Here is a 14,987-nt window from a genome sequence, read left to right as displayed (position 1 = left end):
ACCCCCCCCCCCCCCCCCCTCCCCACCCCCCCCCCCCCCCCCCCCCCCCCCCCCCCCTCCGGCCCCCCCCCCCCCCCCCCCCCCCCCCCCCCCCCGCCGTCGTCGTGCTGTGGAGCCTAGGGGAGTCGAACCCCTGACATCTGCCATGCAAAGACAGCGCTCTACCAACTGAGCTAAGGCCCCGAAAAGGTGATGCGCAGACCAGAGTACCGGGTGGAACCGGGTATCCCGCAAAAGGATTGGGACTCCCGGTGGACGACCACTCTCCGTAAGATGCTCGTCGGGGTTCGCGACAGCGAAGCGCCTCAATGGGGAAGCGATGGGGAGACGCGCAATGGACGCAACGCAGCAAGAAGCGACCGCAAGAGCGAGGGAGCTTCAGCGGAGCTGGTACGGAGAGCCGCTGGGGGCGCTCTTCCGCCGGCTGATAGACGATCTCGGCCTGAACCAGGCGAGGCTCGCCGCCGTCCTCGGCCTGTCGGCCCCCATGCTGTCCCAGCTGATGAGCGGTCAGCGCGCCAAGATCGGGAACCCGGCCGTCGTCCAGCGCGTCCAGGCCCTCCAGGACCTGGCGGGCCAGGTCGCCGACGGAAGCGTCAGCGCCGCCGAGGCCACCGACCGGATGGACGAGATCAAGAAGTCCCAGGGCGGCTCCGTCCTCACCAACACCGGCCAGACCACCACGAGTTCGGGCGCTCCGACCGTGCGCCGCGTGGTGCGCGAGATCCAGTCGCTGCTCCGCTCGGTCGCCGCCGCCGGGGACATCATCGACGCCGCCGACACCCTCGCCCCGGCCCACCCCGAGCTGGCAGAGTTCCTCCGGGTGTACGGCGCCGGACGCACCGCGGAGGCGGTCGCCCACTACGAGGCGCACCAGAGCTGACGGCCATGGGGGCGGGGATGTCAGGTGGGTGAGGTCTTCGCCGGTCGGTACGAGCTCATCGACCCGATCGGCCGTGGTGGCGTAGGCGCCGTCTGGCGCGCCTGGGACCACCGCCGCCGCCGCTGCGTGGCGGCGAAGGTCCTCCAGCAGAGCGACGCACACACCCTGCTGCGCTTCGTCCGCGAGCAGGCTCTGAGGATCGACCACCCTCATGTGCTTGCCCCGGCGAGCTGGGCCGCCGACGACGACAAGGTCCTGTTCACCATGGACCTGGTGACCGGCGGCTCGCTGGCCCATCTGATCGGCGACTACGGGCCGCTGCCGCCCCGGTTCGTCTGCGTCCTGCTCGACCAGCTGCTCGCCGGACTCGCCGCGGTGCACGCCGAGGGGGTCGTCCACCGCGACATCAAGCCGGCCAACGTCCTCCTCGAAGCCACCGGCACCGGGCGGCCGCATCTGCGGCTGTCCGACTTCGGCATCGCGATGCGCAAGGGCGAGCCACGGCTCACCGAGACGAACTACGTGATGGGGACGCCGGGGTACTTCGCGCCCGAGCAGATCATGGGCGCGGACCCGGACTTCCCGTCCGACCTGTTCGCGGTCGGCCTGGTCGCGCTGTATCTGCTGGAGGGTCAGAAACCGGACGCCCGGGCCCTGGTGGAGTACTTCACCACCCACGGCACGCCGGGGGCGCCACAAGGCGTCCCGGAGCCGCTGTGGCAGGTCCTGGCGGGCCTGCTGCAGCCGGACCCGCACGTCCGGTTCCGGACGGCCACGGGCGCGCGCAAGGCGCTGGCCTCGGCCGTCGAGCTGCTGCCGGATGCCGGGCCCGAGGAGGAACCGGTCGAGGTCTTCGACCAGATCGGCCCGCTTCCCGAAGGGTTCGTGCCACGCGAGCTACCGCCGGTCCTGCGGCACCCGCAGACGTCCGGGACGCCACAGCGATCGGCTCACCTCTCTCAGGAGCCGGACCGGAGCCATGGCCAGAGCGAGGAACGCCAACAACCTCCCCTTGCCCACCAGTTGCCCACCCCGCCCACGGCCGACGGCTTCCATCCGATCCCGCCCCCCTATCCGCCCTCGTACACACCCACCCCTGTCACTAAGAGGTACACCGGCCAGAGCGCGCAGGTTCCCACTCCCGCGCCACGGGTTTCCGGGCCGAGCGCGCCACCGGTTCACGGGCCCGTCCACAGCCCGCTCCCCGGCCCGACCACCCCGGCGCCCGCCGCCGCCCGGCACAAGAGACCGGGACCGCCCCCGAAGGTGACGGTCCCGGTGCTGCTCCTCGCCCTGCTCTGCTTCGCCGTCGGCTTCTGGGCGCTCAGCCAGGTCTGAACGTGGCTTCTGGGCCCTGCTCTCAGCCGTGCCTGACCGGCTGCGCCCGCCGTCGGGCGACCAGCGTCCGCACCCCGAGCCACAGCACCAGCAGCGTGCCCGTCCCGATCCCGGCCGCCGCGAGCAGCCGCATCCTCGTCGAGCCGCCGTCGTGCCCGGGCGGGGCCGCGGCCGGGACGTGGGCGGTGGCCCGGCCGGTGGCCGCGAAGTCGGGCGCGGCCCCTTCGTACGTGGGCGCCGGCTTCGCCTCGCCCCGCACGCCCACCCGCAGCGTAACCGGGTACGCCCCCGGGCCGAGCGTCCGGGCGACCTGGGGGCTGAGGCTGACCGCCAGGTAGTGGTCGCCCCCGAAGCGCAGCGCGCCGACCGGGCCTGAGGTGGAGTAGCGGTTCTCGTACGCCACCGGCGCGAGCGGCTGGAAGGCGACGGACGCGGGCTTCCCGTCGTACCCCGTGTACACGTCCGCGACCGGGCCGAGCGCGGGGTTGTAGAGCTGGAGGTCGATGGCCTGGGCCACGTATCCGCTTCCGCCGGCGCGGCCCAGTTCGGCGGTGGCGGACACCTGCTGTCCCCAGCCGACCGGGACGCGATAGAAGAGCGTGGCGCCCGGCCGCAGCGTGTCGCGCCAGGCGCCGCCGCTCAGCCGGGGCGCGTCGGCGAAGCCCGTACCGCCATGGACCGTGTGCGCGGCCGAGGGGGGCGCGGGCGGCGTGGCGGTCGCCCAGTGCGTGGGCGCGTTCGTCGGGGCGTCGGCCGTGAGCCTCGGCTCCCTCGTGTGCCGCAGCTCCAGCCCCCACTCCCCGGGCGCGGAGGCGGCGTCCCCGATGCGCTGGACCAACACGGAGTACGGGCCCGCCGCCTGACAAGACGTCCGGTTGCGGGTCAGGCCCCGTGAGACGTACGCGGCGATCGGCCTCGGGTACTCGGGCGGGCCGAAGACCGCGCGGCCGGTGTCGCAGGTGTTGCCGTCGCGGTCCTGGAGCGTGAGCTCGACGCCGTCGCCGAAGGCGACCTTGGTGTCGGCCTTCGGTACGGCCACGGCCGACACATAGGCGTCTCCGGCGCCGCCCAGGTCGATCTGGAAGTAGGCCTTCGCGCCGGGCCCGACTGCCGACCGGTACACCGCTCCCGGCGCCAGCTGCGGCGCGCCCTGGCCGGTCGCGGCCCCGGTGACGGGCTGGGCGTGAGGGTCGTAGCGGTAGGGGCCATCAGCGCGGTACGGGCGGTGCGGCTGCTGCCCGTTCGCGGCATCCGCCCCCTGGCCCTGGAAGGCCGCCAACGTGCACAGCGCGGCCACGGCGGCTGCGGCCCGGCCCTTCCCACGCTGGTTCGTCATGCCGCCGCGCCCCCTTCAATTTTGCTTCTGCAAGCCATTGATTTGCGCAGGTGAACCCGTGGGGACGACTGCCCCGGGCACATGACAGCACAGAGCCCCGGCCGCGTCGGCGGCCGGGGCTCTGCAACTGGACTCTGTGGGGCTCACACACCCGAACCTGCGGGCACGGAGTCGGTCGCCTCCGTCCACAGATCCTGCTCGGCGCGATCCGCCTGGATCTGGCGGTACACGAGGAGCCCGCCGATGGCGGCCAGTGCGACCAGGAGGAGCTTCTTCACCGCGCGACCTCGTCTTTCCTTGACGTAAGGGACCTCTGTCGCCCGACTATACACACCGATCGATATCAATCGGTGATGGTCCATCCGAGTGCAGTTCATCGGAAGATCCGCCCATACCGGTGCGTCGCACCCTCGCCCTCCGCCGCTCGTACACATCATGAGATACAACGCAAATCGGGCAACCCGGAACGGCACAGAAGCGAGGAAGTCATGGCAACCAGCAAGCTCACGACGTGGTGGACCGCACTCATCGGCGCGCTCGTCACTCTCCTCGCCTTCCTCGGCCTGGCCGGCCAGGCCACCGCCGCCGCTTCCGTACCGCAACAGGGCGCCGCGCACCACCGGGGCGAAAACCTGGCCCCCGAGACGCCGAACGTGCGGTGGGCCCTGCCCAGTGCCTCGGCTCTGCCGCCCACGATGAAGCAGCGCATCCGCGCCGAGGCCCACGGCTCCACACCGTCGACCCGGCACCTGCCCGGAGCCCACGACGAGAACGAGGGCGGCGACGGGGCACAAGGCTCCACGCCCGACGACACCGCCGAAACACCCGCCTTGGACGACGGGGCCCCGACCCCGTCCTCCTGACCCCTCCCAGCTCCTGCCCGAGCTTGCGAGCACGAGCCCGGCAACTCCCCCGAGTTGCCGGGCTTCTTCATGTGCGTACGTACGTAGTACGTACGCAGCAGGACACGCATCGGAACCCCGGCCCGCGGGACGCCCGGGAACCGACGCCCACGGCACAACGAAAAGGTCCCCGGACTCTTGTCCGGGGACCTTCTGCACTGTGGGGCTAACAGGATTTGAACCTGTGGCCTCATCCTTATCAGGGATGCGCTCTAACCAACTGAGCTATAGCCCCGCCGCGCTCTGCGGGGTGTCCCCCCGCGCGCTGACCTCTGAAGATTAGCGCACGTGGGGGCCAGTCCCAAAATCGATGGCCGCCCCCCGTTTGAACTGCGGCAACCCGCGCTTACTCGTCCTCGGCCAGCGTGAGCTCGACGCCGCCCACGAAACCGGCCGAGAGGTTGTAGATGAACGCGCCAAGCGTCGCCAGCGCGGTGGCCAGCACCACGTCGATGACCGCGATCACCGAGGTGAAGATCAGCACACGCGGCAGCGACAGGAAGGACTGCAGGTCGAAGCCGTTGGACTCGTTGGAGCCGGTGGCCTCGCTGATGGTCCCGCCCACCGACGAGAAGACGCCCATGGCGTCCATGACCATCCACAGCACCGCCGCCGCCACCACCGTGCACACGCCCAGCGCGATGGAGAGCAGGAAGCTGACCTTCATCACCGACCACGGGTCGGCCTTCGCCACCCGCAGCCGTGCCTTGCGCGTACGCGGTGTCGTACGCGCCCCTGTGCGGGGGCGGCGGATGGCGGCGGACGACGAGCCGCCGCCGCGCTGCTGGCCGCCCTGGGTCCCGTTCTGGGACGGCGGGTAGGCCTGCGGCGGGTGGTACGGCTGCGCGGGGCCCGACGCGGGCTTCTCGCGCTCGCCGGGGAGCGCCCCGGCGGCGTAGTCGGACCGGGCCTCAGGCCCGCGGGTGTCGGTCACCGTTACCCCCTGGGAGTCCGCGGCAGGGCCACGGGCACCGTTCGCTCCGGAAGCGGCCGATCCGGCGCCCGTGGATCCACTCACGCTTTACTCCTCGTGCTCCCCGGCCGAAGGCTCCTTGCCCTCGACTGTGCCCTCGGCAGACTCGCCCTCGGCCGCGTCGATCCCGGTCCCTTCGGGACCGTCGACCTCTTCAGCCTCGCGACCGGCCTCGGCGTTACGAGCGATACCGACGACGGCATCGCGCTTGCCCAGGTTGATCAGTTGGACGCCCATGGTGTCACGGCCCGTCTCCCTGACCTCGTTGACTCGCGTACGAATCACACCACCGCCGAGCGTGATGGCGAGGATTTCATCCGTCTCCTCGACCACCAGCGCGCCGACCAGCGAGCCCCGGTCCTCGACGATCTTGGCGGCCTTGATACCGAGGCCACCGCGACCCTGGACGCGGTACTCGTCGACGGGGGTCCGCTTGGCGTACCCGCCGTCGGTGGCGGTGAACACGAAAGTACCGGTCCGGACGACATTCATCGAGAGCAGCTCGTCGCCCTCGCGGAAACTCATCCCCTTGACGCCCGAGGTGGCGCGGCCCATCGGGCGCAGGGCGTCGTCCGTCGCCGTGAAGCGGATGGACTGCGCCTTCTTGCTGATGAGCAGCAGATCGTCGTCCGCCGACACCAGCTCGGCGCCGATCAGTTCGTCGTCGCTGCCGTCCGCGGTCTCCCGCAGATTGATCGCGATGACGCCACCCGAACGGGGCGAGTCGTAGTCCTTCAGCGAGGTCTTCTTCACCAGGCCGCCCTTGGTGGCCAGGATCAGATAAGGCGCGGCCTCGTAGTCGCGGATCGCGAGGATCTGGGCGATCTTCTCGTCCGGCTGGAAGGCCAGCAGGTTCGCCACGTGCTGGCCGCGGGCGTCCCGGCCGGCGTCCGGAAGCTCGTACGCCTTGGCCCGGTAGACGCGGCCCTTGTTGGTGAAGAACAGCAGCCAGTGGTGGGTGGTGGAGACGAAGAAGTGGTCGACGATGTCGTCCTGCTTCAGCTTGGTGCCCCGAACGCCCTTGCCGCCGCGCTTCTGCGAGCGGTAGTCCTCGGTCTTGGTGCGCTTGACGTAGCCGCCGTTGGTGATGGTGACGACGATGTCCTCTTCGGCGATCAGGTCCTCGATGGACATGTCACCGTCGAAGGGCACCAGCTTGGAGCGCCGGTCGTCGCCGAACTTCTCGACGATCGCGGCCAGCTCCTCGCTGATGATCTGGCGCTGGCGCTCGGGCGAGGCGAGGATCGCGTTGTACTCGTTGATCTTCGCCTGGAGCTCGTCGTGCTCGGCGACGATCTTCTGCCGCTCCAGGGCGGCGAGCCGGCGGAGCTGCATCTCCAGGATCGCGTTGGCCTGGATCTCGTCGATGGAGAGCAGGCCCATCAGGCCCTCGCGCGCGACGTCGACGGTGTCGCTGCGCCGGATCAGCGCGATGACCTCGTCGATCGCGTCGAGCGCCTTGAGCAGACCGCGCAGGATGTGGGCCCGCTCCTCCGCCTTGCGCAGACGGAACCTGGTGCGCCGGACGATGACCTCGATCTGGTGCGTCACCCAGTGGCGGATGAACGCGTCCAGCGAGAGCGTGCGCGGCACGCCGTCGACGAGCGCCAGCATGTTGGCGCCGAAGTTCGTCTGGAGGTCGGTGTGCTTGTACAGGTTGTTCAGGACGACCTTGGCGACCGCGTCCCGCTTGAGCACGATGACCAGGCGCTGGCCGGTACGGGAGCTGGTCTCGTCCCGGACGTCGGCGATGCCGCCGACCTTGCCGTCCTTCACCAGGTCGGCGATCTTCTGCGCGAGATTGTCGGGGTTGGTCTGGTACGGAAGTTCCGTGACCACCAGGCACTGGCGGTTCTGGATCTCCTCGACCGCGACCACCGCGCGCATGGTGATGGAGCCGCGACCCGTGCGGTACGCCTCCTCGATGCCCTTGCGGCCGACCACGAGAGCGCCGGTCGGGAAGTCGGGGCCCTTGATGCGCTCGATCAGCGCGTCCAGGAGCTCCTCGTGCGACGCCTCCGGGTGCGCCAGGAACCACTGGGCGCCGTCCGCGACCTCGCGCAGGTTGTGCGGCGGGATGTTGGTGGCCATACCGACGGCGATACCGGCGGAGCCGTTGACCAGCAGGTTCGGGAAGCGCGCCGGCAGGACCGTCGGCTCCTGGTTGCGGCCGTCGTAGTTGTCCTGGAAGTCGACGGTCTCCTCGTCGATGTCCCGGACCATCTCCATGGACAGCGGCATCATCTTGCACTCGGTGTACCGCATGGCGGCGGCCGGGTCGTTGCCCGGGGAACCGAAGTTGCCGTTGGAGTCGACCAGCGGCATCCGCATCGACCAGGGCTGGGCGAGGCGGACGAGCGCGTCGTAGATCGAGGAGTCGCCGTGCGGGTGGTAGGTGCCCATGACGTCGCCGACGACGCGGGCGCACTTGTAGAAGCCCTTCTCGGGCCGGTAGCCGCCGTCGTACATCGCGTACAGCACTCGGCGGTGGACGGGCTTCAGGCCGTCCCGTACGTCCGGCAGCGCGCGCGACACGATGACGGACATCGCGTAGTCGAGGTAGGAACGCTGCATCTCCGTCTCGAGCCCGACGGGCTCGATGCGCACTACAGGGTCTTCCTCGGTGGGTTCAGTGGTCGCGGGAGTGTTCTCGTCGGCCATTGCTGGTTCTCAAGTCCTTTCGAAGCGGTCAGCGACAGACCGACTCAGATGTCGAGGAAGCGGACGTCCTTGGCGTTGCGCTGGATGAACGAGCGCCGCGCCTCGACGTCCTCGCCCATCAGCACCGAGAACAGGTCGTCGGCCTGGGCCGCGTCGTCCAGGGTGACCTGGCCCAGGACGCGGTGCTCGACGTCCATCGTGGTGATGCGCAGCTCTTCGGCGTTCATCTCGCCGAGGCCCTTGAAGCGCTGGATCGAGTCCTCGCGGATCCGCTTGCCCGACTGCTTGCCGAGCTCCACGAGCGCGTCGCGCTCACGGTCCGAGTACGCGTACTCGAAGTCGTCCCGGCCCCACTTGATCTTGTAGAGCGGCGGGCGCGACAGGTACACGTGCCCGGCCTCGACCAGCGGCCGCATGAAGCGGAAGAGGAAGGTCAGCAGCAGGGTGTTGATGTGCTGGCCGTCGACGTCGGCGTCCGCCATCAGGATGATCTTGTGATAGCGGAGCTTCTCGATGTCGAAGTCCTCGTGGACTCCGGTGCCGAAGGCCGAGATCAGCGCCTGGACCTCGGTGTTCTGCAGGATCTTGTCGATGCGGGCCTTCTCGACGTTCAGGATCTTGCCGCGGATGGGCAGGATGGCCTGGTACATCGGGTTGCGGCCGGACTTCGCCGAACCACCGGCGGAGTCACCCTCGACGATGAAGATCTCGCACTTCGTCGGGTCGTTGGACTGGCAGTCGGAGAGCTTGCCGGGGAGAGAGGCGCTTTCGAGCAGACCCTTGCGGCGGGTCAGGTCGCGCGCCTTGCGGGCGGCGACACGTGCCGTCTGCGCCTGGATGGCCTTGCGGATGATGTCCGCGGCCTCGTTGGGGTTCCGGTCGAACCAGTCGGTCAGGTGCTCGTGCACCACCTTCTGGACGAACGTCTTCGCCTCGGTGTTGCCCAGCTTGGTCTTGGTCTGGCCCTCGAACTGCGGCTCGCCCAGCTTGACGGAGATGATCGCCGTCAGACCCTCGCGGATATCCTCGCCGGAGAAGTTGTCGTCCTTCTCGCGCAGCAGCTTCTTGTCACGGGCATACCGGTTGACCAGGCCCGTGAGCGCGGCGCGGAATCCCTCCTCATGCGTACCCCCCTCGTGCGTGTGGATGGTGTTCGCAAAGGAGTAAACGCCCTCGCTGTACTGAGAGTTCCACTGCATCGCGATCTCGGCCGAGAGCATGCGCTCCTTGTCCTCGGCCTCCACGTCGATCACGGTCGGGTGGATCAGATCACCCTTGCGCGAGTTGAGGTACTTCACGAAGTCGACGATGCCGCCCTCGTAGTGGTACGAGACGGTGAGCGCCTGCTCGACTTCCGACTCCTCGGCCGAGTCCGCTCCGGAGACGGCCTTCGCGGACTCCCGCTCGTCCGTCAGCTTGATCGTCAGGCCCTTGTTGAGGAAGGCCATCTCCTGGAAGCGCCGCGCGAGCGTCTCGAAGGAGTACTCGGTGGACTCGAAGACGTCCGGGTCGGCCCAGAACGTCACCGTGGTGCCGCTCTCCTCGACCGGCTCGTGCTTGGCCAGGGGCGCGGTGGGGACACCGAGCTTGTAGTCCTGCGTCCAGCGGTAGCCGTCGCGCTTGATGTCGACCGCGAGCTTGGTCGAGAGGGCGTTGACGACGGAGACGCCGACACCGTGCAAACCACCGGAGACGGCGTAGCCACCGCCGCCGAACTTGCCGCCCGCGTGCAGCACGGTCAGTACGACCTCGACGGCCGGCTTCTTCTCCACGGGGTGCATGTCCACGGGGATGCCACGGCCGTTGTCGACCACGCGCACGCCGCCGTCGGCGAGGATCGTGACGTCGATCGTGTCCGCGTGACCGGCGAGGGCCTCGTCGACGGAGTTGTCGACGACCTCCTGCACCAAGTGGTGCAGGCCACGCTCACCGGTCGAGCCGATGTACATGCCGGGTCGCTTGCGGACCGCGTCCAGACCTTCGAGGACGGTGATGGCGCTGGCGTCGTACGAGGCGGTGACCTCGCCGTTCTCACCAGCGGCAGCGGACGGGGTGTTCTCGTTGGGGTTGCCGGAATCGGCCACGAAGCGCCCTTTCTGGCACAGCACAGCCTTCCTGGGCAGACAGGAGCGGCTGCATCGTTCAGCGATGGTCAGCGTCGGGCGGTGCCCGGGAGGGGCAGCGCGTCCGACCGCGTCATTCGGTGGGTCCCGCGAGGAGGGCGGGATTATTGACCAGTCTACCGGTAGCGCCGACATGAATGGGGGTTTGCCGGTACCTGAGTCCGCATGTGCCGCCCTGAGCGGGCGGCTACCGACTCCCCATATCCGGGCAGGGGCTCTAGGAGCCTCACACCGGCATTCAGCGCTTCGGCCTGTCAACCTCCGGCTACCGTGAGGGACGCCTCACCCGTACCGTCCGGCTTCCTGGCGCGCGAGGTCCGCCAACAGCGGGAACGCGGCGGGTTATTCGGATGCGGGGCCGGTTGGTCGGCAGCGGGGCGTACACGGGGGCGCCCTGCCTCACCCGTACGTGTCGCCCGGCCCCGTGCTCCCCGGGGCCCGCAGGCGCCCGTACCGCGTGGGCGGGCCGCCCGGCCCCAGAACCTTGATCATCCGGACCGTGCCGTGCCCCAGGTCCGCGTTCAGCCGGGCCACCAGCTGGGGCGCGAGCAGGCGCAGCTGCGTCGCCCACGCCGTGGAGTCGCACTGCACCGTGAGCACGCGCTCGTCGGGGTCCTCGTCGTAGCGCAGCGGAACGCAGTGCTTGGCCAGGTCGTCGCCGACGATCTCCGGCCAGCGGCCCATCACTCCGCCCACCGCAGCCGGGGTCTCCCAGCCGCGCTCGGTGATCAGCCGGTTGATCGCGGCGCCCAGCGGCTGTGGGTCGCGCCCGTCCGCCCGTGCGCCCGAGCGCAGGCCGCCACCCCGGCGGGCCTGCTTCTTCTGCTGCGCGGCGGCGCCCCGCGCCTTGGCCTGCTCCTTGGCGGCGCGCAGCGCCACGCGCGCGAGGTCGACGCCGGAGGACTCGGGAACCTTGGGTACCGGCGTCTCGTTACCGGAGTGCTCGCTCATACCCGCGCCACCTCTCCCGCGGCGACCTCGTACCGCGCTCCCGCGAGGACACCCGGCACATCGTCGTCCACGGCCGCCGTCACCAGCACCTGCTCGCCCGGAGCCACCAGCTCCGCCAGTCGTTCACGGCGCCTGGCGTCCAGCTCCGCGAAGACGTCGTCCAGGACCAGGACCGGCTCGTTGCCCTCGGCCCGCAGCAGGTCGTACGAGGCGAGCCGCAGCGCCAGTGCGTACGACCAGCACTCGCCGTGGCTGGCGTACCCCTTGGCCGGGAGCTGGCCGAGCTTGAGCAGCAGGTCGTCGCGGTGCGGCCCGACCAGCGTCACGCCCCGCTCGATCTCCTGCTTGCGTACCTCGGCGAGCGCGGCCATCAGCTGCCCGTACAGGTCCTCACGGGTGGCGGCCCCGCCCTGCGCCGACGGGCGGTACTCCAGCGCCACCGGACCGCCGCCGGGCGCCAGCTGCTCGTACGCCTTGTCGGCGAGCGGCTGGAGCGTCGCGATCAGGTCGAGCCGCTGGGCGAGCAGCTCCGCGCCGACCTGCGCCAGATGCTGGTCCCACACGTCGAGCGTCGACAGGTCCATGCCACGGCCGCCATGGCGCCGGGCCATCGCGGCCGACTTCAGCAGGGTGTTGCGCTGCTTGAGGACGCGGTCGTAGTCGGAGCGGACGGCCGCCATGCGCGGAGAGCGCGCGGTGACCAGCTCGTCCAGGAACCTTCGGCGCTCGCCGGGGTCGCCCTTGACCAGCGCCAGATCCTCCGGCGCGAAGAGCACGCTCCGCACTATCCCCAGCATGTCACGCGGTCTGACCTGCGAGGACCGATTGATACGGGCCCGGTTCGCACGGCCCGGATTCAGCTCCAGCTCGATCAGCTGGGTGCGCTCGCCCTGGGTCACGGCCGCGCGGATGACCGCCCGCTCGGCGCCCATGCGCACCAGTGGCGCGTCCGAGGAGACCCGGTGGCTGCCGAGGGTCGCCAGATAGCCGACCGCCTCGACGAGATTGGTCTTGCCCTGGCCGTTGGCGCCCACGAAAGCGGTGACGCCCGGGTCGAGCGGAACCTCGACCCGGGCGTACGAGCGGAAGTCGGCCAGCGAGAGATGCGTGACGTGCATGGTGGTGCGCCGACCTCCCCCGGCCCTGCCAACAGCCTGTGGATTACTTCTTGGACTCGACCGCGTGGCCGCCGAACTGGTTGCGCAGCGCCGCGATCATCTTCATCTGCGGGGAGTCGTCCTGCCGGGACGCGAACCGGGCGAACAGCGACGCGGTGATCGCGGGCAGCGGCACGGCGTTGTCGATGGCCGCCTCCACGGTCCACCGGCCCTCGCCGGAGTCCGCGGCGAAGCCACGCAGCTGGTCGAGGTGCTCGTCCTCGTCGAGGGCGTTGACCGCCAGGTCCAGCAGCCAGGAACGGATGACCGTGCCCTCCTGCCAGCTGCGGAAGACCTCGCGGACGTCGGTGACGGAGTCGACCTTCTCCAGGAGCTCCCAGCCCTCGGCGTACGCCTGCATCATCGCGTACTCGATGCCGTTGTGGACCATCTTGGCGAAGTGGCCGGCGCCGACCCTGCCCGCGTGGACCGAGCCGAACTCGCCCTCGGGCTTGAGCGCGTCGAAGACCGGCTGGACCTTCGCCACGTTCTCGGCGTCGCCGCCGTACATCAGCGCGTAGCCGTTCTCCAGGCCCCAGACGCCGCCGGAGACACCGCAGTCGACGAAGCCGATGCCCTTGAGGCCCAGCTCGACGGCGTGCTTCTCGTCGTCGGTCCAGCGCGAGTTGCCGCCGTCGACGACCACGTCGCCGGGGGAGAGCAGCTCGGCCAGCTCGTCGATGGTCGACTGGGTCGCGGCACCGGCCGGGACCATCACCCAGACCACACGCGGGCCCTTGAGCTTGCCCACAAGCTCTTCGAGGCTGTGGACATCGGCGACGTCCGGGTTGCGGTCGTAACCGATGACGGTGTGGCCTGCGCGGCGAATCCGCTCGCGCATGTTGCCGCCCATCTTGCCGAGGCCGACGAGACCGAGCTCCATCACATGATCCTTTGACGTTGTGGCGTTCGTACCCGTGTCCGAGACTACGCCCGGACACGGGCACACACCTGTGGGGTCGGCCGCTCAGACGAACGCGCCCCGCGCAGGTCAGCCGGGTGGATCAGCCGGAGAGACGCACCGGCATGATCAGGTACTTGTACGCGTCGTCCGCCTCGGCGTCGAGCGCGGGCTTGCCGCTCAGCAGCGCCGGCTTGGTCGAGGTGGTGAAGGAGAGCTGGGCGACCGGCGAGTCGATGGCGCTCAGGCCGTCGAGCAGGAAGGTCGGGTTGAAGGCGATCGAGATGTCGTCGCCCTCCAGGTTGGCGTCGACCCTTTCCACAGCCTGTGCGTCGTCGCTGGAGCCGGCCTCCAGGATGAGCACGCCCTGCTCGAAGCTGAGGCGGACCGGCGTGTTGCGCTCGGCGACCAGGGAGACGCGCTTGACGGCCTCGACGAAGGGCGCGGTCTCGATCACCGCGACCGAGTTGAACTCGGTGGGGAACAGCGTCCGGTACTTCGGCAGGTCGCCTTCGAGCAGCCGGGTGGTGGTGCGCCGGCCGGCGCCCTCGAAGCCGATGAGGCCCTCTCCGGCGCCCGAGCCCGACAGTGCAAGTGTGACCGTGTCACCGCTGGTCAGGGCCTTGGCGGTGTCCAGGAGCGTCTTGGCGGGCACCAGGGCGACCGCGGAGGCGTCCGGGTTCTCCGGCTTCCACAGGAACTCGCGGACCGCGAAGCGGTAGCGGTCGGTCGAGGCCAGGGTGACCGTGTCGCCCTCGATCTCGATCCGGACGCCGGTCAGCACCGGCAGGGTGTCGTCGCGCCCGGCGGCGATGGCGACCTGGGCGGCGGCGGAGGCGAAGACCTCACCGGGAACGGTGCCGGTCGCGGTCGGCATCTGCGGCAGCGCCGGGTACTCCTCCACAGGCAGGGTGTGGAGGGTGAAGCGGGAGGAGCCGCAGACCACCGTCGCCCGTACACCGTCTGTGGAAATCTCCACCGGGCGGTTGGGCAGGGCGCGGCAGATGTCGGCGAGCAGGCGGCCGGAGACGAGCACCGTGCCGTCCTCGTCGACCTCGGCGTCGACCGAGACCCGCGCCGAGACCTCGTAGTCGAAGCTGGAGAAGCTGAGGGCGCCGTTCTCCGCCTTCAGAAGAAGGCCCGCGAGCACCGGCGCGGGCGGACGGGCCGGGAGGCTGCGGGCCACCCACGCCACCGCCTCCGCGAGAACATCGCGCTCCACCCGGATCTTCACCGGAACCGCCTCCTGCTGTTGCTGGCTCGCCCTGCTGGCTTTCGTCGTCGGCTGTATCGCCGGGGACCAGTCTGACGTACGCCGCTGACACTCGGTGCGAGTCGGGGTCAAGTCGTGGCGAGAGGCCAGGGAGCCGCCGGGCTCGAGTTGTGCACAGGCCCCACTTCGAAGCGGAATCCGAGCTAACTCTAAGTGGAAGTAGTAGTAGGGCCTGTGGAAACGGTGGATAACCCCGTTTTCGCAGGTCAGACCCGATTTTTTGTCCACCGTGCCTGTGGGTGGAACCGGTGGACAACTCACCGGTTCTGTGGACACCCGAAAGTTCTGCACACCCGATGCACAGGCAGGGCCGACTTCTCCCCAGAACTGTCCCCAGCTTTACCCACGTTCCCCACAGCCCAACCGGCCTCGTTGGTGTGACGCCTTTCACTCGACACGGTGACGGGGGGTGTTGCGTTGCCGAACAGTGGACAGCGCTGTGGAGAAGCTGTGGGCAACGGGCCCCAGCCTGTGGGCCGCCGGTGGACA

General features: G+C 69.8%; 12 protein-coding genes and 2 tRNA genes. 3 read left to right on the top strand and 11 right to left on the bottom strand.

The window, feature by feature from the left end:
• Positions 1 to 110: 110 nt before the first annotated feature.
• Positions 111 to 183 (bottom strand) — tRNA-Ala (locus tag ACZ499_RS01205).
• 151 nt (positions 184 to 334) lie between these two features.
• Between ACZ499_RS01205 and ACZ499_RS01200 the strand changes: the two genes are divergently transcribed.
• Both ACZ499_RS01200 and ACZ499_RS01195 read left to right on the top strand, forming a co-directional pair.
• Positions 335 to 883, top strand: coding sequence for a helix-turn-helix domain-containing protein (locus ACZ499_RS01200; protein ID WP_101389140.1), 549 nt, complete (start codon positions 335 to 337; stop codon positions 881 to 883).
• A gap of 24 nt (positions 884 to 907) precedes the next feature.
• Positions 908 to 2,221, top strand: a complete 1,314-nt coding sequence (locus ACZ499_RS01195) for a serine/threonine-protein kinase (protein WP_468670905.1) — start codon at positions 908 to 910, stop codon at positions 2,219 to 2,221.
• Between the two features lie 22 nt (positions 2,222 to 2,243).
• On the opposite strand, the gene ACZ499_RS01190 is transcribed toward ACZ499_RS01195, so the two are convergent.
• Both ACZ499_RS01190 and ACZ499_RS01185 read right to left on the bottom strand, forming a co-directional pair.
• A complete protein-coding gene (locus ACZ499_RS01190) occupies positions 2,244 to 3,557 on the bottom strand; it encodes a hypothetical protein (RefSeq protein WP_468670903.1) in 1,314 nt (437 codons plus the stop codon).
• Between the two features lie 143 nt (positions 3,558 to 3,700).
• Positions 3,701 to 3,835 carry a DLW-39 family protein gene (locus ACZ499_RS01185; protein ID WP_003958712.1) on the bottom strand — a complete coding sequence of 45 codons (135 nt, stop codon included), beginning with the start codon at positions 3,833 to 3,835 and terminating at the stop codon, positions 3,701 to 3,703.
• Between the two features lie 210 nt (positions 3,836 to 4,045).
• Between ACZ499_RS01185 and ACZ499_RS01180 the strand changes: the two genes are divergently transcribed.
• Positions 4,046 to 4,420 carry a DUF6344 domain-containing protein gene (locus ACZ499_RS01180; protein ID WP_468670901.1) on the top strand — a complete coding sequence of 125 codons (375 nt, stop codon included), beginning with the start codon at positions 4,046 to 4,048 and terminating at the stop codon, positions 4,418 to 4,420.
• A 200-nt stretch (positions 4,421 to 4,620) separates the two neighbouring features.
• On the opposite strand, the gene ACZ499_RS01175 is transcribed toward ACZ499_RS01180, so the two are convergent.
• The 8 genes from ACZ499_RS01175 to dnaN form a co-directional block, all read right to left on the bottom strand.
• Positions 4,621 to 4,694, bottom strand: a tRNA-Ile gene (locus tag ACZ499_RS01175).
• A gap of 111 nt (positions 4,695 to 4,805) precedes the next feature.
• Complete coding sequence (locus ACZ499_RS01170; RefSeq protein ID WP_468670899.1) at positions 4,806 to 5,393, bottom strand: DUF3566 domain-containing protein; 588 nt, start codon at positions 5,391 to 5,393, stop codon at positions 4,806 to 4,808.
• Between the two features lie 87 nt (positions 5,394 to 5,480).
• Positions 5,481 to 8,093, bottom strand: a complete 2,613-nt coding sequence (gyrA, locus tag ACZ499_RS01165; protein ID WP_468670896.1) for a DNA gyrase subunit A — start codon at positions 8,091 to 8,093, stop codon at positions 5,481 to 5,483.
• Positions 8,094 to 8,137: 44 nt separating this feature from the next.
• Complete coding sequence (gene gyrB, locus ACZ499_RS01160; RefSeq protein ID WP_468670893.1) at positions 8,138 to 10,201, bottom strand: DNA topoisomerase (ATP-hydrolyzing) subunit B; 2,064 nt, start codon at positions 10,199 to 10,201, stop codon at positions 8,138 to 8,140.
• A 414-nt stretch (positions 10,202 to 10,615) separates the two neighbouring features.
• A complete protein-coding gene (locus tag ACZ499_RS01155; RefSeq protein ID WP_468670889.1) occupies positions 10,616 to 11,167 on the bottom strand; it encodes a DciA family protein in 552 nt (183 codons plus the stop codon).
• Positions 11,164 to 12,285: a DNA replication/repair protein RecF gene (recF, locus tag ACZ499_RS01150; RefSeq protein ID WP_468670886.1), complete on the bottom strand. Its 1,122-nt coding sequence runs from the start codon at positions 12,283 to 12,285 to the stop codon at positions 11,164 to 11,166. Before recF ends, ACZ499_RS01155 begins: the two co-directional genes overlap by 4 nt.
• A 43-nt stretch (positions 12,286 to 12,328) precedes the next feature.
• Positions 12,329 to 13,207, bottom strand: coding sequence for a phosphogluconate dehydrogenase (NAD(+)-dependent, decarboxylating) (gene gnd, locus ACZ499_RS01145; RefSeq protein WP_468670882.1), 879 nt, complete (start codon positions 13,205 to 13,207; stop codon positions 12,329 to 12,331).
• Between the two features lie 121 nt (positions 13,208 to 13,328).
• Positions 13,329 to 14,459 carry a DNA polymerase III subunit beta gene (dnaN, locus tag ACZ499_RS01140; RefSeq protein ID WP_371653680.1) on the bottom strand — a complete coding sequence of 377 codons (1,131 nt, stop codon included), beginning with the start codon at positions 14,457 to 14,459 and terminating at the stop codon, positions 13,329 to 13,331.
• Positions 14,460 to 14,987 lie beyond the last annotated feature (528 nt).

The organism is Streptomyces sp. NPDC031265 (assembly GCF_055570295.1).
Note: the sequence above shows the minus strand (reverse complement) of the source record. Positions and strands in the feature narration are given on the sequence as shown.